Genomic DNA, 16,233 nt, shown 5'->3' with positions numbered 1-16,233 from the left:
CCTCGCACATCATAAAGTGCGGATGCAGAAAATTGATGGGTCCAGCGGAAGCAGTTTCCGGGAACCGGGAACCGGGAACCGGTCGGGGCGAGCGGGCAAGCAAAAGCGCCGCCCTCCGCATGCGGAGAACGGCGCTTGCCCTTACAGAATTTGGTTGGCGGCTACACCCGGCGATGGCTGCGGTTGGTGACTGCACCGTAAACAAGCAGCACGATAATCGACCCAAGAATGGCCAGCAGCCATGTGCGGATATCGAAGAATTCAGCCAGTCCGCCACCGAAAATCAGGGAGCCGATCCAGCCGCCCAGAATAGCGCCGACAACCCCGAGGACCAGGGTCATCACCCATCCTCCGCCCTGACGGCCCGGCAGGATGGCCTTTGCAATAGCTCCGGCAATCAGGCCCAAAATGAGAAATCCTAGAATACCCATGTTGTCACTCCTTAATCAGTTAAGTTGTGCCGGGCCCCCATTTCCGGTTCCATAATTCAAGCAGTGTGCTTACTACACTTCAAGGCTTGTTTATTACGGGATGGCTGTCAGTTTGGGCGGTGGGAACGCAGCTTCTTGGCAGGGCTGTGGGGGCAGCAGCGAAATCAGCGATCCCGCGGGCGTGAACGCTCTTCGATAGAGTTGACTGTCCCGCCATCCAGCTAGGAGTTCCGGCATGTCCAGCCAGCAGATCGTCCGCCCACGCGCCATCTTCCTCGATATCGACGGCACTTACGCTGACCACGGTTTGGCCCCGGAAGCCCATGTGGAGGCCGTCCGCACCGCCCGTCGGCTCGGACACCTGGTCTTTGTCTGCACCGGGCGGCCGCTGTCCATGGTCCCCGGCCATATCCTGGAAGCCGGTTTCGACGGCAGCATCACCGGAGCCGGCGCGCGGGTGGAGTGCGGGGGAGAAGTTCTGAAGGACACGCGGTTCGAACCGGAGCTGGCCGCCAGGATTGTGGAGACGCTGGACGCCCATGACGCCGCCTACATCCTGGAAGCACCCGAGGCCTTGCACGGCCGCACCGGCGTGGACCAGAGGCTGAGGGAGGTGCTTGGACCTATCTTCGCCGGACGCCCACAGCACGACGGAATCCTCAGCACTGATGTTGATCCCCTCGAGGACATCCTGGGCCCGATGCAGTACAGCGACAACCTGCGCACCACGTCGTACGCCAAAATATCATGCTTCGATTCGCCGGTGCCGCTGCAGCAGCTGGTGGACGGGCTGGGGCCCCAGGTTGGACTGATCCCCAGTTCCCTTTCCGCCCTGGGCGACAGGGCCGGTGAGATCTTTATGGCCGGAACGCACAAGGCGGTAGGCATCCAGGTGGTGGAGGCGCACCTCGGCCTGGACCGTGCGGACATCGTGGCCATCGGAGACAGCGCCAACGACATTGAGATGCTTGAGTACGCCGCTGTGGGAATCGCAGTGGAAGGCGGGCACCCAGCTGTGCTGGCGGTTGCTGACCGCATTACCGCCGGTCCATCCGGAAACGGCGTGGCGCTCGCCTTCGCCGAGCTCGGCCTCCTGAACTGAGCCTCCCCCCTGAGACGTGCCTCCTTTCTGAGCTAGGCCCGGGGGAGTGCCCTCTCCAACGCCTGATCTTCCGTGCTTCCTGTCCCAAGGCCGCGTACCAGCCAGCCTTCCGCCTGCCAGGCGGCAGCGTCCAAGGCGTTCCGCGCGTCCAGCACCACCCGCCGTCGTACCAGCCCGCCCGCGACGGCCGGGGAAAGGCGGCGGTATTCGTCCCACTCGGTGAGGAGCAGTACCAGCTCGGCGCCCTCGAGCGCCCGTTCCGTGGAGGCCTCAAACCGGAGGCGGGGATAGCGGCGCCAGGCGTGGTTCACTGCCTTGGGATCCGTGACCGTCACATGCGCACCGGCAGCCGCGAGACGGTCGGCAACGTCAAGGGCGGGGGAATCCCGGATGTCGTCCGTGTCCGGTTTGAAGGACGCACCCAGCACGGTAAGGGAGCGCCCTGGAAGGTTGCCGCCGCAAAGCTCAGCGGCAAGGGAGACGGCACGCCCGCGCTGGCCCAGGTTCACCGTATCAACCAGCCGCATCCAGTCGTCCACGGCAGCGACGCCGAGGGCTGATGCCTGGGACCGGAAGCTGCGGATGTCCTTGGGCAGGCAGCCGCCGCCGAAACCCAGCCCGGCGTGCAGGTACCGCCCGCCGATCCGCGGGTCCATCCCCATTGCCTCGCTAAGTTCCGCCACGTCCGCTCCCGAAGCGTCGCATAGCTCGGCCATGGCGTTGATGAAGCTGACTTTGGTGGCCAGGTAGGCGTTCGCCGCCGACTTGATGAGTTCCGCGGTGGCGAAGTTGCAGACCAGGCGCGGAATCCCGGCGGCGAGCAGCGGCTCGTACACGGCGTCCAGGGCGGCCGTCACGCCCAGCGGCGCCCCGGTCCGGAGGTTGAACGCGGCGGTGCGTCCGCCTTCCACGCCGTAAACCAGCCGGTCCGGCACCAACGAGTCCTTCACCGCGGTGCCTTGCCTCAGGAACTCGGGGTTCCAGCCCAGCAGCACATCGGGCCGGGCGGCCAGCAGGCCGCGAAGCATGTCCACAGTGCCCACCGGCACCGTGGATTTTCCGACGACGACGGCGCCCGCCGCGAGGTGCGGCAGCAGCGCCTCCGCGGCGGAGACCAGGTAGGTGAGGTCGGCGGCGTCGGACGTTTTGTGTTGGGGCGTGCCCACGCACAGGAAGTGCACCTGCGCGCCCTTGGCGGCAGCCGCAGTTGTGGCAAAGGTGAGCCTGCCGTTCGCCAGCCCGTCCTGCAGCAGTTCGTCCAGCCCGGGTTCGTGGAAGGGGGCCGCGCCGCGTGCCAGCTGCTCCACCTTGCCGGGGTCGACGTCGACGCCCACCACAGTGTGGCCCATGGACGCCAGCGTGGCGGCGTGCACTGCACCGAGGTAGCCGCACCCGATCACGGAAATTTTCACTGTCCCCACCCGGGCCCCAACCTCGCAGGCTCGGCCAGGGAACCCGGTGGGCGTGGGCCCGGCGCAACCACCGGCCCACCACTGATGACTGATTGGTAATGCCGGATCAGTTCGCTGCAAAGCGTGGGCCACGTCCTGTCCTGCACTGAGGCGTGGGCCGCTGCCGCGAACGCGCGGCGCTTGGCGTCATCGCCCATCAGGTCCAGGACGCGGGCGCGCATGCCGGACAAGTCCCCGGGTTCATACAGCCAGCCAGTCCGGGAGTTCTCCACCAGGTCCAGGGGCCCGCCGCGGCCCGTGGCCACCACCGGCACACCGCAGGCCATGGCCTCCTGGATGGTCTGGCAGAACGTCTCGAATTCGCCGGGATGGACGAACAGGTCAAAGGATGCAACAGCACGTGCCAGTTCCTCGCCGCCCAGGAACCCGGTGAAAACTGCGGCGGGCAAGGCTTCCTCCAGTGCCGCCCGCTGCGGCCCGTCGCCCACAATCACCAGTTTGGTGTTGGGAACCCCTGCCAGGGCAGCCAGGTCCTCCACCTGCTTCTCCACCGCCAGCCGGCCGACGTAGCCGATGATCCGCTCATCCCCGGGAGCGACGGCGGCCCGCCACCCGTCGTCGCGCTTTTCCGGCGAAAACCGGGCCGTGTCCACGCCCCGGCGCCACATCTCCACTCGAGGGATGCCGCGGCCGCGCAACTGGTTCAGCGCGAACGTGGACGGCACCAGGGTGCGGGTGGCGAGCAGGTGGATGTTTTCCACCCGGTTCCAGGCCCAGTTCTCCAGGAACGGCACACCGTACCGGGCCGCGTAGCTGGGAACTTCGGTCTGGTAGATGGCAACGGTGGGTATGCCCAACTGGTGGGCCGCCTGGGCAGCCCGCCAGCCGAGGACGAATGGCGAGGCCAGGTGGACGACGTCCGGTGCGTAGTCGGCAAGGATTCGCTTGACCCGGTACACACCGCCCATCGCTATCCTGACGTTCGTATAGCCCGCCAACGGCACCGCAGGCAGCCGGTGGATCTCCGCGCCCTTGACGCGGTCCGGCGCTTCCCCGTCCAGCGTGGAGGGCGCGATGACCAGGACGTCGTCGCCCCGGTCCTCAAGGTGCTCCAGCACACGCAGGATGGAATGCGTTACGCCGTTCATCAGCGGCAGGAATGATTCAGCGACAATTGCGATCCTCACCTTTCCACGGTGGGCGGGCGGCGTTGCCGCGCGGGGGACTGGATGTGACGCCGGGGGAAAGGTTTGGGAAACATCAGAACGCCGGTCCGCACCTTTTGAACACGGATCAATCACGAATACTCCGGCGCCCGCCAGTTCTATTGACCGTGCTGTTCAGCGGGAATTATGATTCAGATCACGTGAATGGTGTGAAACGATTCATTGGCGAAGCATAAACCTCAGAGACGCGGTTCCTTTATGCAGCAAGATCGCAGTGAAATGCCGCAGCCCGGTCAAGGGACCAGGCAGGGCGAGCCGGTGCTCTCACTGACCGGCGCTGCCAAGACCTTTGGCCCGGTGGTGGCCCTGGCAGACGGCACGGTTGAGATCCGCGCCGGGGAGATCCACGCGCTGGTGGGGGAGAACGGCGCCGGCAAGTCTACCCTCGTGAAAATCCTCGCCGGCCTTTATCACCCCGACTCCGGGGATTTCCGGCTCAGCGGCGAGCCTGTCCACTTTCGCAGTGTGGCAGAGAGCAAGGCTGCCGGCATTTCCGTGATCTACCAGGAACCCACCCTGTTCCCGGACCTCACAGTGGCAGAAAACATCTTCATCGGCCGGCAGCCCAAGGGGCGGTCGCGGCTGATCAGCCGTGCGGAGATGCGGCGGCAGGCCAGTGAACTGTTCGGCCGGCTGGGAGTCCCCATTGATCCGTCCCGCGCGGCGGAGGGGCTTTCCATCGCGGACCAGCAGATCATCGAGATCGCCAAGGCCATTTCGCTGGACGCCAGGGTGCTGGTCATGGACGAGCCCACTGCCGCGCTCAGCGGTGTGGAAGTGGAGCGGCTCTTTGCCGTAGCCCGCGCCTTGCGGGACAAAGGGACCGGAATCCTGTTCATTTCCCACCGCTTCGATGAGGTGTTCGATCTCTGCGACCGGATCACGGTGATGCGGGACGGACGCTACATTGCAACCCACCGGACCGCCGAGGTCACGGTGGAAAAGATCGTGCGGGAAATGGTGGGCCGGGACATCGGAACCCTCTTCCCCAAGGCCGAGGCGGACATCGGGCACACCGTCCTCAAGGTTGACGGGCTCAGCAGGTCCGGAGTTTTCCGTGACATCAGCTTCCACGTCCGGGCCGGTGAAATCGTTGCCCTCGCCGGCCTGGTGGGTGCAGGCCGGACCGAGGTTGCCCGGGCCGTGTTTGGCATCGACCACTACGATTCGGGACAGGTCTCGGTGGAGGGAAAGCCACTGAAGGCCCGGAGCCCGCAGGCCGCCATCGCCGCCGGCCTGGGCTTTGTGCCGGAGGACCGGCGCAAGCAGGGCCTGGTGATGAACTTGTCGGTGGCGCGGAACGTAACGCTCACCCTGCGGAACAAATTCGTGACCGCCGGGCTCATCAACGGCGGCAAGGAGCGTGCTGCCGCGAAGGAGTGGAGCAAACGGCTGCAGGTGAAGGCCGGCTCCCAGGAGCACGCCGTATCCACGCTCTCCGGCGGCAACCAGCAAAAGGTGGTGCTGGCCAAGTGGCTGGCCACCGACCCGAAGCTGCTCATCATCGACGAACCCACCCGCGGCATCGACGTGGGCACCAAGAGTGAGGTCCACCGCCTTATCTCCGACCTGGCCGGCCGTGGCATCGCCATCCTGATGATCTCCTCCGAGCTCCCCGAGGTCCTGGGCATGGCAGACCGTGTCCTCGTGATGCGCGAGGGCCGGATTACCGCCCAGCTAGACAGAGCGGATGCGGATCCGGAATCCGTGATGCACGCGGCCACCTCCTCGACAGGAGTTACGGAATGAGTTCCACCCTGAGACACGGGGAAAAAAGCACGACGGCAGCCCGCGCCGGCGGCGGCAGCGGTGGGTTCGGTTCGCTGCTGCGCCTGCGTGAACTTCCCGTCCTGATTGCACTGGCACTGCTGGTGCTCATCACCTTCCTCAACAATCCGCTGTTCCTGTCACCGCAGGGAGTCAAGGACCTGCTCCTCAACGCCACCATCATCGTTATCCTTGCGGCCGGGCAAACCCTGCTCATCATCACGCGGAACATCGATCTGTCCGTCGGCTCCATGCTGGGGCTGGTTGCATTCGGCACCGGCTCGATTTTCGCCGCAATGCCTGACCTTCCCATCCTTGCGGTCCTGCTCGTTGGCATGGCCTTCGGCGCCCTGCTCGGAATGGTGAACGGGTTCCTGGTCACTGTGGCCAAGGTGCCGGCGCTGGTCATCACCCTGGGCACCCTCTACGTGTTCCGCGGACTGAACAACGCGTGGGCCGGCGGCAAGCAGTACTTCGCGGGGGACCGGCCGGAGGCATTCGGCGCGCTGTCCGTGGACACGGTTCTGGGCTTCCCCATCATCACCCTGCTGGCCATTGCGGTGGTCGCGGCGGTTGCGGTCTATATGGCGGGCACTCGCCCCGGCCGGGACCTGTATGCCATCGGATCGGACCCGGAAGCGGCGAAGGTCCTGGGCATCAAAGTGTCCAAACGCGTGTTCCTTGCCTTCCTCGCCAACGGAGCCCTCGCCGGCCTGGCCGGAGTGCTCTACGCCAGCCGCTTCAACTCAGTCGGCGCCACCACCGGGACCGGGATGGAACTCGACGTGGTGGCTGCGGCGGTGGTAGGCGGAGTGGCGATCTTCGGCGGCAGCGGGACGGTGGCCGGTGCAGCCCTCGGAGCCCTGCTCCTGACCACCATCACCAGTTCCCTGACCGCTCTTCGGGTGGACAAGTTCTGGCAGCAGGCCATCGTGGGCATCCTGATCCTGACGGCCATCGTCATCGACCGCCTGGCCAGCCTGCGGACGGCCCGGAAACTGCGGATAAGCGAGGCCCGGAATGTCTGAGACCACCACTCCCAGCAGCACTCCCACAGCAGTGCCGGTCGCCGACAGCACCAAGCCGCTGGCCACGGAGCCAAAAGGAAAAACGGGTGCTGCCCGCATCCTGGCCAGCCGTGACGCCATCACCATCTACGTCCTGCTGGCGTTCCTGATGTACGCCGCTATCGCCATCCCGCGCTTTGCTTCGCCGGTGACCACGGGCTTCCTGCTCCTGGATGTCATCCCCGTCCTGCTGATAGCGATGCCAATGACGCTCATCATCGTCACCGGAGAAATCGACCTGTCGGTGGCGAGCATCGCCGGGTTGACCAGCGCGTTGATGGGCGTGCTCTGGGCGGCCGGGCTGGACATCTGGCTGGTGCTGGCCCTTTGCCTGCTGGCGGGAATAGGGGCCGGCATGTTCAACGGCTTCCTCATTGCTGTCCTTGGCTTGCCCTCGTTGGCGGTCACCATCGGAACACTGGCCCTCTTCCGGGGCCTTGCCCTGGTGGTCATCGGGGACAACGCGGTAGCCAACTTCCCCAAGCCGCTGACGGCCTTCTTTACCTCCAAGCTTGGCGGCACCGGCATCCCCACGGTGATGATCGGCGTCGTACTCATCATGGTGTTCTTCGGCGTGCTGCTTCATTTCACGCCTTTTGGCCGCGGGCTGTACGCGATGGGCTACAGCAAGGAGGCCGCCAACTTCGTGGGCATCAACGTGGCGCGGAGCAAATTCTGGCTCTATGTGGCCTCCGGCGCGGTGTCAGCCTTGGCCGGCATCTACTGGACGCTGCGCTACACCAGTGCCCGGAGCGATAACGCCTCCGGCCTGGAGTTGGCCGTCATTGCTGCTGTGCTCCTCGGCGGTGTTTCGATCTTCGGCGGCAAGGGCACCATTCCGGGTGTGGTTGCCGGCGTGCTGCTGATTGGCAGCCTGAACTATGCCCTGCGCCTGGGGAGGGTGTCCGACGTCGTCCTCATTACCGTGACTGGCCTGCTGCTCATTTTCTCGGTGGTGGCACCCAGCATCGGCGCTGCCGTCCGGGAATGGCGGCACACCCGGCGGGTCCGGCAGAGCTTCAACCGGAGCGCAGCCTAAACCGACCACCCAAGGGAAAAGGAAAAACAATGATGTTGAACCGAAAAAGCACCGGCAGGCGCGCACACTTCGCTCCACTGGTGGCCATCACGGCAGCCACGGCGCTGGCCCTGACGGCGTGCAGCGGCGGAACGGGAACAACGGGCGAGACCTCCGCCGCCGTTGAAGAACAGAAAATCACGTTTATCCCTAAACAGCTGAACAACCCCTACACCGACGTTGTCCTCGGCGGCGGAAAGGACGGCGCCCAGGAAGCCGGGTTCGCCTCCTCCCAGGTGGTTGGCCCCCTGGAAGCGTCGGCGTCCAGCCAGGTCTCATTCATCAACGCCGAAACCCAGGCGGGGACCAACGTCATCGTCATCGCCGCCAACGATCCCGACGCCGTCTGCACGGCTTTGGGCGAGGCCCGTTCCGCCGGTGCCAAGATCGTTGCTTTCGACTCGGACGCCAACCCAGACTGCCGTGATGTGTTCATCAGCCAGGTGGTGGCCAAGGAAGTGGCCCTGATCCAGACGAAGCTGATCGCGGACCAGATCGGCGGTTCGGGTGAAATCGCCATCCTGTCCGCCACGGCAAACGCCACCAACCAGAACGAATGGATCAAGTTCATGGAGGAGGACCTGGCGTCCAACCCGGCCTACAAGGACATCAAGCTGGTGGCGAAGGTCTACGGCGACGACGATGACACCAAGTCGTTCCAGGAAGCCCAGGGCCTGCTGCAGGCGCACCCGAACCTGAAGGGCATCATTTCGCCCACAACAGTGGGTATCGCCGCGACCGCCCGGTACCTCTCCACCTCGGCCTACAAGGGCAAGGTTGCGCTGACCGGACTGGGATTGCCCAACGAGATGCGGCCGTTCGTCAAGGACGGCACCGTAAAGGAGTTCGCCCTCTGGGATCCCGCCCAGCTCGGATACGTCGCTGCGTTCGCCGGTAAGGCACTTGTGGAGGGAAAGATCACCGGCGCTCCCGGTGACACGTTCACTGCAGGGGAGTTGGGGGACCGGACCATTGAAGAAGGCGGCGTGGTCATTGTTGGTCCGCCAACCGTCTTCAACGCACAGAACATCGACCAGTACAACTTCTAGCGTGTTGGTGCGCAGGCCGGGCGGGCTCCTCCAGCCGCCCGGTCTTCCGTGCCCCGCGCTGCTCTCAGCCAGCGGAATCGAAGGTTGTTATGCCGCCCACCAATAAGAACGCTGCTGCCTTACTGGAGCCCCATCGACGGCGGCCCACGCGGATCGGACTGGTCTCGGGAGGACTGGGAGCCTACTGGCCCCAGTTCCCCGGACTCCTGCCGCAGCTGGAGGAGTCAGCCCGCTACGTCACGGCGCGCTTCAAGGAGCTGGACGCGGAGGTGGTGGACGCAGGCTTCATCTCCGATGCCACCCAGGCCGTTAAGGCAGGGGAAAAGCTTCGCCAGGCTGACTGCGACCTGATCGTCATCTTCCTCGCCACCTACCTGACTTCCTCGATGGTCCTGCCGGTGGCCCAGCGCTCCGGAAGTCCGGTACTGGTGGTCGACCTCCAGCCCACGGAAGCGATGGACCACGCGAACTTCGATACGGGCGCCTGGCTCGCCTACTGCGGCCAATGCCCGGTCCCGGAGGTAGCGAACGTCTTCCGCCGGGCGGGAATCGACTTCCGGTCCGTCTCCGGGCATTTGAAGCAGGAATCCGCCTGGGAACGGATTGAACAGTGGGTGCACGCCGCCGGTGTTCGCGCGAGGCTCCGGAACGCGCGGCACGGCCTGATGGGCCACCTCTATCCGGGCATGCTGGACGTCGCTACCGACCTGACCACGGTTTCCACTACATTCGGTTCCCACGTTGAAGTGCTCGAGTTCGATGACCTGCGTGAGCGCGTGAAGGCTGTCACCGACGCCGAGGTGTCCGAACGGCTTGACCTGGCGCGGGAGCTGTTTGTGCTCGATGAGTCGGTCAACGACGACGACTTCGCCTGGGGCGCCAGGGTTTCCGTGGGCCTGGACCGGTTGGTGGAGGACTTCGACCTGGACTCGGTGGCGTACTACCACCGCGGGCTGGCAGGAGAACAGCACGAGCGGCTGGGCGCCGGGATGATCCTGGGCTCCTCCATCCTTACGGCGCGCGGCATTCCCATGGCGGGGGAGTACGAGCTGCGGACTTCAATCGCCATGCTTGCTGCCCAGGCCATCGGCGCCGGCGGTTCGTTTACGGAAATCCAGGCGCTGAACTTTTTCGACAACGTGGTGGAGATGGGGCATGACGGCCCGGCCCACCTGGCCGTCTCTTCCAAAGATCCACTTTTGCGCGGCCTTGGCGTCTATCACGGCAAGCGCGGTTGGGGAGTTTCAGTGGAGTTCGACGTCCAGCCCGGACCGGTCACCACTCTGGGTCTTGGCCAGGACCCCGACGGCAGCTACGTCTTCGTGACGTCGGAAGGGACAGTGGTGCCGGGCCCGCTGCTGGCCATTGGCAACACCACTTCGCGCGTGGATTTTGGTGGCGACCCCGGCCTCTGGGTCGACCGGTGGAGCCAGACCGGAACCGGCCACCACTGGGCCTTGTGCCTTGGCCGCCGGGCTGCCGACATCAAGGCTGCCGCCTCCCTTCTGGGCGTCGAGCACCGGCACGTGTCGCTCCTCTAGAGGCAGAAATTTTTTCCGGACAAAGTGGCTCGTCAACGCATGTTCCGAGGATCCGTCATGAGAAAAATTACTAAGTAGACTTCCCTTTTGATGCTAAGCATGCTTACGGTATGGGGGAGCTAGCGGAGAGCCTTCAGCAGAGGGGGCGGAGGCCGAGTGCCGGTTCAACCGGTGCCGGGACATCCAATTGCTAGCTAATGCCCAGCGCAACGACACATCCAAGGAGACGTCATGCTCAACCGGGAAAATATTGAAAGCCTGCTCAACAAGGGAGGCAACGTCGTCGGTTCCGATGGCGAGAAGATCGGCTCGATTGGTCAGCTGTACGCAGACGACGACACAGGTGAGCCCACGTGGGTCACCGTCAAAACGGGCCTTTTTGGCACGTCCCAGTCCTTTGTCCCCGTTGAGGGCGCCCACACCCAGGGCGACGACCTGGTGGTGCCGTACAGCAAGGACCACGTCAAGGACGCCCCCCGCGTCGACGTCGACGGACACCTCACCCCGGAGGAAGAGGACCGTCTGTACACCTACTACGACCGCGGCGCGCGCACGTACTCCGATACCCGCGGTGACACCGGGGATTATGACACGCGCGGCGATGTAGACCTGCAGGGCGACGCCGACCTGAACGCCGGCACCCCCAATGCCGGTACCTCCGGTTACGCATCCGGCACCGGCACCGCGGGCTACGCTTCTGACCGCGACACCGTGGGCCACGACACCTCTGGTCCGACCACCGATGACGCCATGACCCGCTCGGAGGAACAGCTTCGCGTCGGCACCGAGCGTGAAGCTGCCGGTAGGGCCAGGCTTCGCAAGTACGTCACCACGGAAAACGTCACCAAGACGGTGCCCGTGCAGCGTGAAGAGGTCCGTTTGGAGCGGGAGCCGATCACGGACGCCAACCGCGGCGCCGCCCTTGATGGCCCGGACATCAGTGAAGAAGAACACGAGGTGATCCTGCATGAGGAACGCCCCGTGGTGCAGAAGGAAGCGGTTCCGGTGGAACGCGTACGCCTGGACAAGGACGTTGTCCAGGAAAACGTGACGGTCAACGAGGAAGTCCGCAAGGAACACATCGAGGCCGACGGCGACGGCATCGACCGCGGCCAGCGCCGCTGACACATGCCGCTGGCCTTCTGTTGAAGCGCCGTTGAACGGACCGGCGCTGACGCACCCGCACAGCGACCGACGCCGGGAGTCCACTTGGGGGCTCCCGGCGTCGTTGTGCATGCGGAACTTTCTCATTTTGCCGGGCCGGCCTGCTGCTGGTGCAAGCCGGCCGCGGAGATGCTGGTGCAGCCGCACTGAAAGCGGCGACTGCACCAGCCAGTAGGACGAATATCTTCAGAACTTAGGGTTCTTCTCTCATTCGCGGCTCCTGTTTCCCGGGTTTACGGATTCCGGGTTATGTCCTGTCCGCGGTTGTATTCCGCGAGAACAGCCAGCCAGCAACAATCATCACGATGCCCAGCACCAGGTGCGTCCAGTTGTCCATCATGTTCAGCGACAGGAAATTCGCCGCTGAATCCACTCCGACAATGAGCCCGAAGATAGCCAGGACGATGTACAGCGCGCCTGCTCCCAGGAGGAAGTTCCGGGCTCCATGTTCTGTGCGGGACATAGCCCAGCCGGTGGCGCCGATGGCCAGTTGCAAAATGTTCAGCAGCATGGACACCTGGAACAGCCCAAGGAACATCGCGTGCGAAGCCGGTCCGAGGAACATCAGTTCGCTGTATTGTGTGGTGACGCCGGGGATGAAGCCCAGGACTCCCACCAGCATAAGAACAATTCCCACACCCATGCCCACGTTCTGGACGTCTGCCCGTCCAAAGTGAACTCCGTGTGCATGGTGGGATGCGGTAGTCATACTTGCCTCCAACCACTAATTGTGGACGGTTAAATTTTACGGCGGCCGCAGGTGAAAAGCGCCGGTGCAAGACTCATCGAAGGTATGGCTCCGGGTTGGCGCCTGTCGGTCCCGGGCCGGGCGGCGCCGCCGTGACACCATGGAAAACGATGAAACTGCGCGCTGATCAGACCGGAGACCGTGGCCTTCCCATGCCCTTGTGGCTGCAGGGTGCCCTCGAAACGGCCCAGGCAGCCATCATCTCGGCACTGGTGGTGCTTGCTCCGATAGTTGCGGTCTGGGCTACGGCCGGGTTCCAGGACGGTGCCGTTGATTTTCTTGCCCGCCTGGCCGGGCAGTCCTGGCTGCTGGTCCACGGGGTGCCACTGGAACTCATTGCTGTCGGGCCCGACGCCGCCAACTCCGGCTCCGGGCTGCTCACGCTCTTTCCGCTTGGCTTGACCATGATCCCGTTCCTGCTCGCCTGGCGCGCCGGGCGCCGGCTGGCCCGGGCCTCCTACACGGACCAGCTGTGGCAAGCACTCCTCGGTTCCTGGCTGGTGTATTCCGCCTTCGGAGCTGCAACAGGCTTCATCTGCCGCACGCCCGACGTCGCCATTAATCCCTGGCACGCGATGTTCGTCCCGCTCATTCCCTATGCCCTCGGCATGGTGATCGGCGTCCGCCGTGAGGCAGGGTCCTGGAGCCGGCTGATCGGCGTCGACGCCGTGGACTGGATTTCCCGCACGAGCCAGCATTCGCGCTGGGCAGGGTCCTACCTCGCCTCCGCCGCGACAGCCGGTTTTGTGGCGGTGCTGTCAGCACTGGCGCTGGCCGCGTTGCTGCTGGCTGTAGACCTGTTCATCCACTGGAACCTGGTGGTTGCGGTTTATGAAGCGCTCGACGCCGGTGCAGTGGGAGGTGCCGCCCTCACCGTTGGGCAACTGGGCTTCCTGCCCAACCTGGTCGTCTTTGCGTTGGCTTGGTCATCCGGCTCCGGCTTCGCGCTGGGCCTCGGTTCCCACGCGGGCCCGCTCGGCACTGCTGTCGGCCCGCTGCCTTCCATTCCGGTGCTGGCTGCCATCCCGTCCGGACCCCTGGATTACGCCTTCGTTGCCCTGATCGTTCCGGTTCTAGCCGGGGTGCTGGCGGGCTGGTGGTTCCTCCGCGAAGGGGAAAACCATTTCGACGAGTGGCTTGCCATCAAGGTCCGCGCACGCTGGTTCACAGCTACCGTTTCGACGCTGGTGCTGGGCGTGCTGTGTGGGCTGGCTGCAGGGCTCCTGACCGCCGGTCTGGCCTGGCTGGCACGGGGCTCGGCAGGAATCGGGCGCCTCACGGACATCGGTCCCGACCCGTTCTGGACGGGAGTCTGGGTGGCGGCGGAGGTGGGCGCCGGCGTCGTGATTGGCTACGCAGCGGGGCCATGGCTGGAACGGGAGCAGGCGGCAAAGGAAGCCGACGCCGAACTGGTCCGGTAGTTTTGGGCGCTGCCGCCTGCAGGGGAGGGGCCGGCCCTTAGGGGAGCTGTGAGGGCAGCGATCCTTCCAGCTGCACCCGGCATGCCGACTGTGCCTGGTCCGTCAGCGCCCGGCCAACACACGCCTGGTACTCGCGCACCTCGTCGAAGAACAGTGCTGTGACCAGGATCAGCAGCACCATGATCGCTGACACCACCAGCCCCGAAATGGTGCCGATAAGGACAAGGCGGGACTCCTTCAGCCGGGCGGCCCGGACCAGCAACACCACACCGAGGGCGATGCTGGCGGCTGTCAGGACTCCGGTAAGCCAGAGGTAGCTGACGTCCAGCTGGTAGACGAAGAAGGCGCCCAGCACCGTCACCACGAAGATCCGGAACAGGGTGTGGGTTTTGCCGAGCGAGGCCTTTGCTGCCTCGTTGAGCGGCTGTCTTGTGCGCTGCCGCCCCGCCGGTTCCGGTGTGCTGTTCATGTTTTCCAGCCTACGCGAGCCTGCCCATAAGCTTGTGCCATGCGCATCGTAGTCCTCGTTTCCGGAACCGGGTCCAATCTTCAGGCAGTTATAGACGCGGTTCAAGCAGGGGAACTGGACGTTGAAATCGCCGCAGTGGGTGCCGACCGGCCGGGTACCTTCGGGGTGGAACGGTCCGCAGCAGCAGGGATTCCCACGTTTGTGGTCGACTTCAAGGCCTACCCGGACCGGGCAGAGTGGAATGCTGCGCTGACCGAGGCCGTGGCGGCATTCGAACCGGATGTGGTGGTCTCCTCCGGTTTCATGCGGATTGTCAGCCCTGAGTTTATTGACGCCTTCAACGGCAAATACCTCAACACCCATCCTGCACTGCTCCCGGCCTTCCCGGGCGCCCACGGCGTGCGGGACGCGATGGCGTACGGCGTGAAGGTCACCGGCTGCACCGTGCACTGGGCCGACGCCGGCGTGGACACCGGGCCCATCATCGCCCAGGAGGCCGTCGCCATCGAGGAGTCCGACACCGAGGAAACCCTCCACGAGCGCATCAAGGTGGTGGAGCGCCGGCTCCTGGTGTCCACCCTGGCCACGCTCGCCGCCACCCACCCCACACACGCCTAACCAGTTCCCGCCTGCCATCCATCCCCACCCAACTAGGTAGCGCTAAGTGTCGTTTTCAGCCCTCATAACGACACTTAGCGCTACCTAGTTGGGCATGGGCGGGCAAGGCTCTGGATAACGTCTGCGGCATTCCGCCACGCCTGCCACGATGGGCGAATGAAGGTTCCAAGCCAACTGCCTGACCCTCTGGCATCTTTGCCATTCACGTTCCAGGAAGCGGTCGAGGCCGGCATCAGCCGACGACGTCTGCGTCACCATGGCTTGCTCTGGCCAAGCCGGGGAATCCGGGTGCCGGATGTCAGCGAGGCATCACACCTCGCCTCGCGTATCCGTCCCTACACTTTGGTCACTGGGTTTGCGGCCGCTTCGCACGCCTCGGCCTTTCTCCTGTGGGAGTTTCCGGGCTTCCTCCCGGGCAGTGATGAGCCACTGCTGCACATCTCGCGAGCTGACACCGTTGCCATTATGCGTCGGCCCGGTGTGAAGGGACATCGCGGGCAGTTTTTCACTGACGAGATCGTAAATCATGCCGGGCTGCTGGTCACTTCGCGGGTGAGGACTTGGCTGGACTGCTCCCGCAAGATGAGCATCGAAGAGCTGACTGTGGTCGCCGACCACTTGCTTCGCGTTCCAAGGCCGGACTTCGAGGGCAGGTCAGAACCCCATGCAACGCGGGAGGATCTCGACGACATGCTCGACCGGCACAAGGGGACGCCCGGGATCAGGAAGGCCCGGGTTGCCCTCGACCGGGCGCGGGTGGGATCGGATTCCGCCCCTGAAACCAGGCTGCGGCTGGCACTGGAGGGCGCGGGCCTGCCCGAACCTTGGCTAAACGTGCCCACCGAGCTGGGTGCCGGCGTCGTTCGCCAGCCTGACTTGAGCTATCCGGAACAGAAGGTGGCGGTGGAGTACGACGGCGAGGGCCACTCCGAGGCGGTGCAGATAGTCCGCGATATTGCCCGTGAAGAGGACTTCACCCGTGCCGGCTGGTTCGTCGTGAGGATTTCAAAGCGGCACATGGAGAGGGATGCCCGGCCGGCGGTGGCCAAGGTCCGTTCAGCGCTCCTGATCCGGGGCTGGTTACCCGGCAAGGAAAATTAGGTAGCGCTAAGTGTCGTAACGAGGGTTGAAAACGACACT

The 16,233-nt window shown here is 64.7% G+C and carries 15 protein-coding genes; 10 read left to right on the top strand and 5 right to left on the bottom strand.

What is annotated here, in order from left to right:
* Positions 1-161 precede the first annotated feature (161 nt).
* A complete protein-coding gene (locus AC5RV1_RS03650; RefSeq protein ID WP_163164187.1) occupies positions 162-431 on the bottom strand; it encodes a GlsB/YeaQ/YmgE family stress response membrane protein in 270 nt (89 codons plus the stop codon).
* A 235-nt stretch (positions 432-666) separates the two neighbouring features.
* On the opposite strand from AC5RV1_RS03650, the gene AC5RV1_RS03645 reads away from it, so the two are divergent.
* A complete protein-coding gene (locus AC5RV1_RS03645; RefSeq protein ID WP_493993565.1) occupies positions 667-1,533 on the top strand; it encodes an HAD hydrolase family protein in 867 nt (288 codons plus the stop codon).
* A 32-nt stretch (positions 1,534-1,565) separates the two neighbouring features.
* Here AC5RV1_RS03645 and AC5RV1_RS03640 read toward each other — a convergent pair whose 3' ends face one another.
* The gene (locus AC5RV1_RS03640) at positions 1,566-2,945 is read right to left on the bottom strand and encodes a UDP-glucose dehydrogenase family protein (RefSeq protein ID WP_493993564.1); all 1,380 of its coding nucleotides are present in this window, start codon (positions 2,943-2,945) and stop codon (positions 1,566-1,568) included.
* Positions 2,942-4,132 (bottom strand): glycosyltransferase family 4 protein, encoded by a 1,191-nt coding sequence (locus AC5RV1_RS03635; RefSeq protein ID WP_493947522.1) that lies wholly within the window; start codon positions 4,130-4,132, stop codon positions 2,942-2,944. Before AC5RV1_RS03635 ends, AC5RV1_RS03640 begins: the two co-directional genes overlap by 4 nt.
* 258 nt (positions 4,133-4,390) lie before the next feature.
* On the opposite strand from AC5RV1_RS03635, the gene AC5RV1_RS03630 reads away from it, so the two are divergent.
* The 6 genes from AC5RV1_RS03630 (at position 4,391) to AC5RV1_RS03605 (ending at position 11,798) form a co-directional block, all read left to right on the top strand.
* Entirely contained in the window at positions 4,391-5,920 is a 1,530-nt protein-coding gene (locus AC5RV1_RS03630; protein WP_493993563.1) for a sugar ABC transporter ATP-binding protein, read from the top strand.
* The gene (locus AC5RV1_RS03625) at positions 5,917-6,966 is read left to right on the top strand and encodes an ABC transporter permease (RefSeq protein WP_493993562.1); all 1,050 of its coding nucleotides are present in this window, start codon (positions 5,917-5,919) and stop codon (positions 6,964-6,966) included. Before AC5RV1_RS03630 ends, AC5RV1_RS03625 begins: the two co-directional genes overlap by 4 nt.
* Positions 6,959-8,044: an ABC transporter permease gene (locus tag AC5RV1_RS03620; RefSeq protein WP_493947519.1), complete on the top strand. Its 1,086-nt coding sequence runs from the start codon at positions 6,959-6,961 to the stop codon at positions 8,042-8,044. The genes AC5RV1_RS03625 and AC5RV1_RS03620 overlap by 8 nt, the downstream gene beginning before the upstream one ends.
* A gap of 29 nt (positions 8,045-8,073) precedes the next feature.
* Positions 8,074-9,132 (top strand): rhamnose ABC transporter substrate-binding protein, encoded by a 1,059-nt coding sequence (gene rhaS, locus AC5RV1_RS03615; protein ID WP_493993561.1) that lies wholly within the window; start codon positions 8,074-8,076, stop codon positions 9,130-9,132.
* 89 nt (positions 9,133-9,221) lie between these two features.
* Positions 9,222-10,673, top strand: a complete 1,452-nt coding sequence (locus AC5RV1_RS03610) for an arabinose isomerase (RefSeq protein ID WP_493993560.1) — start codon at positions 9,222-9,224, stop codon at positions 10,671-10,673.
* A gap of 231 nt (positions 10,674-10,904) precedes the next feature.
* Positions 10,905-11,798, top strand: coding sequence for a DUF2382 domain-containing protein (locus AC5RV1_RS03605; RefSeq protein WP_493993559.1), 894 nt, complete (start codon positions 10,905-10,907; stop codon positions 11,796-11,798).
* A 286-nt stretch (positions 11,799-12,084) separates the two neighbouring features.
* Here the strand turns inward: AC5RV1_RS03605 and AC5RV1_RS03600 are convergent, their stop codons facing one another.
* Positions 12,085-12,546, bottom strand: coding sequence for a DUF4383 domain-containing protein (locus AC5RV1_RS03600; protein WP_493993558.1), 462 nt, complete (start codon positions 12,544-12,546; stop codon positions 12,085-12,087).
* A 149-nt stretch (positions 12,547-12,695) separates the two neighbouring features.
* Between AC5RV1_RS03600 and AC5RV1_RS03595 the strand changes: the two genes are divergently transcribed.
* A complete protein-coding gene (locus AC5RV1_RS03595) occupies positions 12,696-14,006 on the top strand; it encodes a cell division protein PerM (protein ID WP_493993557.1) in 1,311 nt (436 codons plus the stop codon).
* Between the two features lie 37 nt (positions 14,007-14,043).
* Here AC5RV1_RS03595 and AC5RV1_RS03590 read toward each other — a convergent pair whose 3' ends face one another.
* The gene (locus AC5RV1_RS03590) at positions 14,044-14,475 is read right to left on the bottom strand and encodes a hypothetical protein (RefSeq protein ID WP_493993556.1); all 432 of its coding nucleotides are present in this window, start codon (positions 14,473-14,475) and stop codon (positions 14,044-14,046) included.
* Positions 14,476-14,514: 39 nt separating this feature from the next.
* Between AC5RV1_RS03590 and purN the strand changes: the two genes are divergently transcribed.
* Positions 14,515-15,093, top strand: a complete 579-nt coding sequence (gene purN, locus AC5RV1_RS03585; protein WP_493993555.1) for a phosphoribosylglycinamide formyltransferase — start codon at positions 14,515-14,517, stop codon at positions 15,091-15,093.
* Positions 15,094-15,675: 582 nt separating this feature from the next.
* On the top strand, positions 15,676-16,194 hold the full coding sequence (locus AC5RV1_RS03580; RefSeq protein WP_493993554.1) for an endonuclease domain-containing protein: 519 nt from the start codon (positions 15,676-15,678) through the stop codon (positions 16,192-16,194).
* Positions 16,195-16,233: the final 39 nt, after the last annotated feature.

Source organism: Arthrobacter sp. Hb9-2, assembly GCF_059091165.1.
The sequence above is the reverse complement of the archived record's forward strand: the minus strand, read 5'-3'. Positions and strand labels throughout refer to the sequence as shown.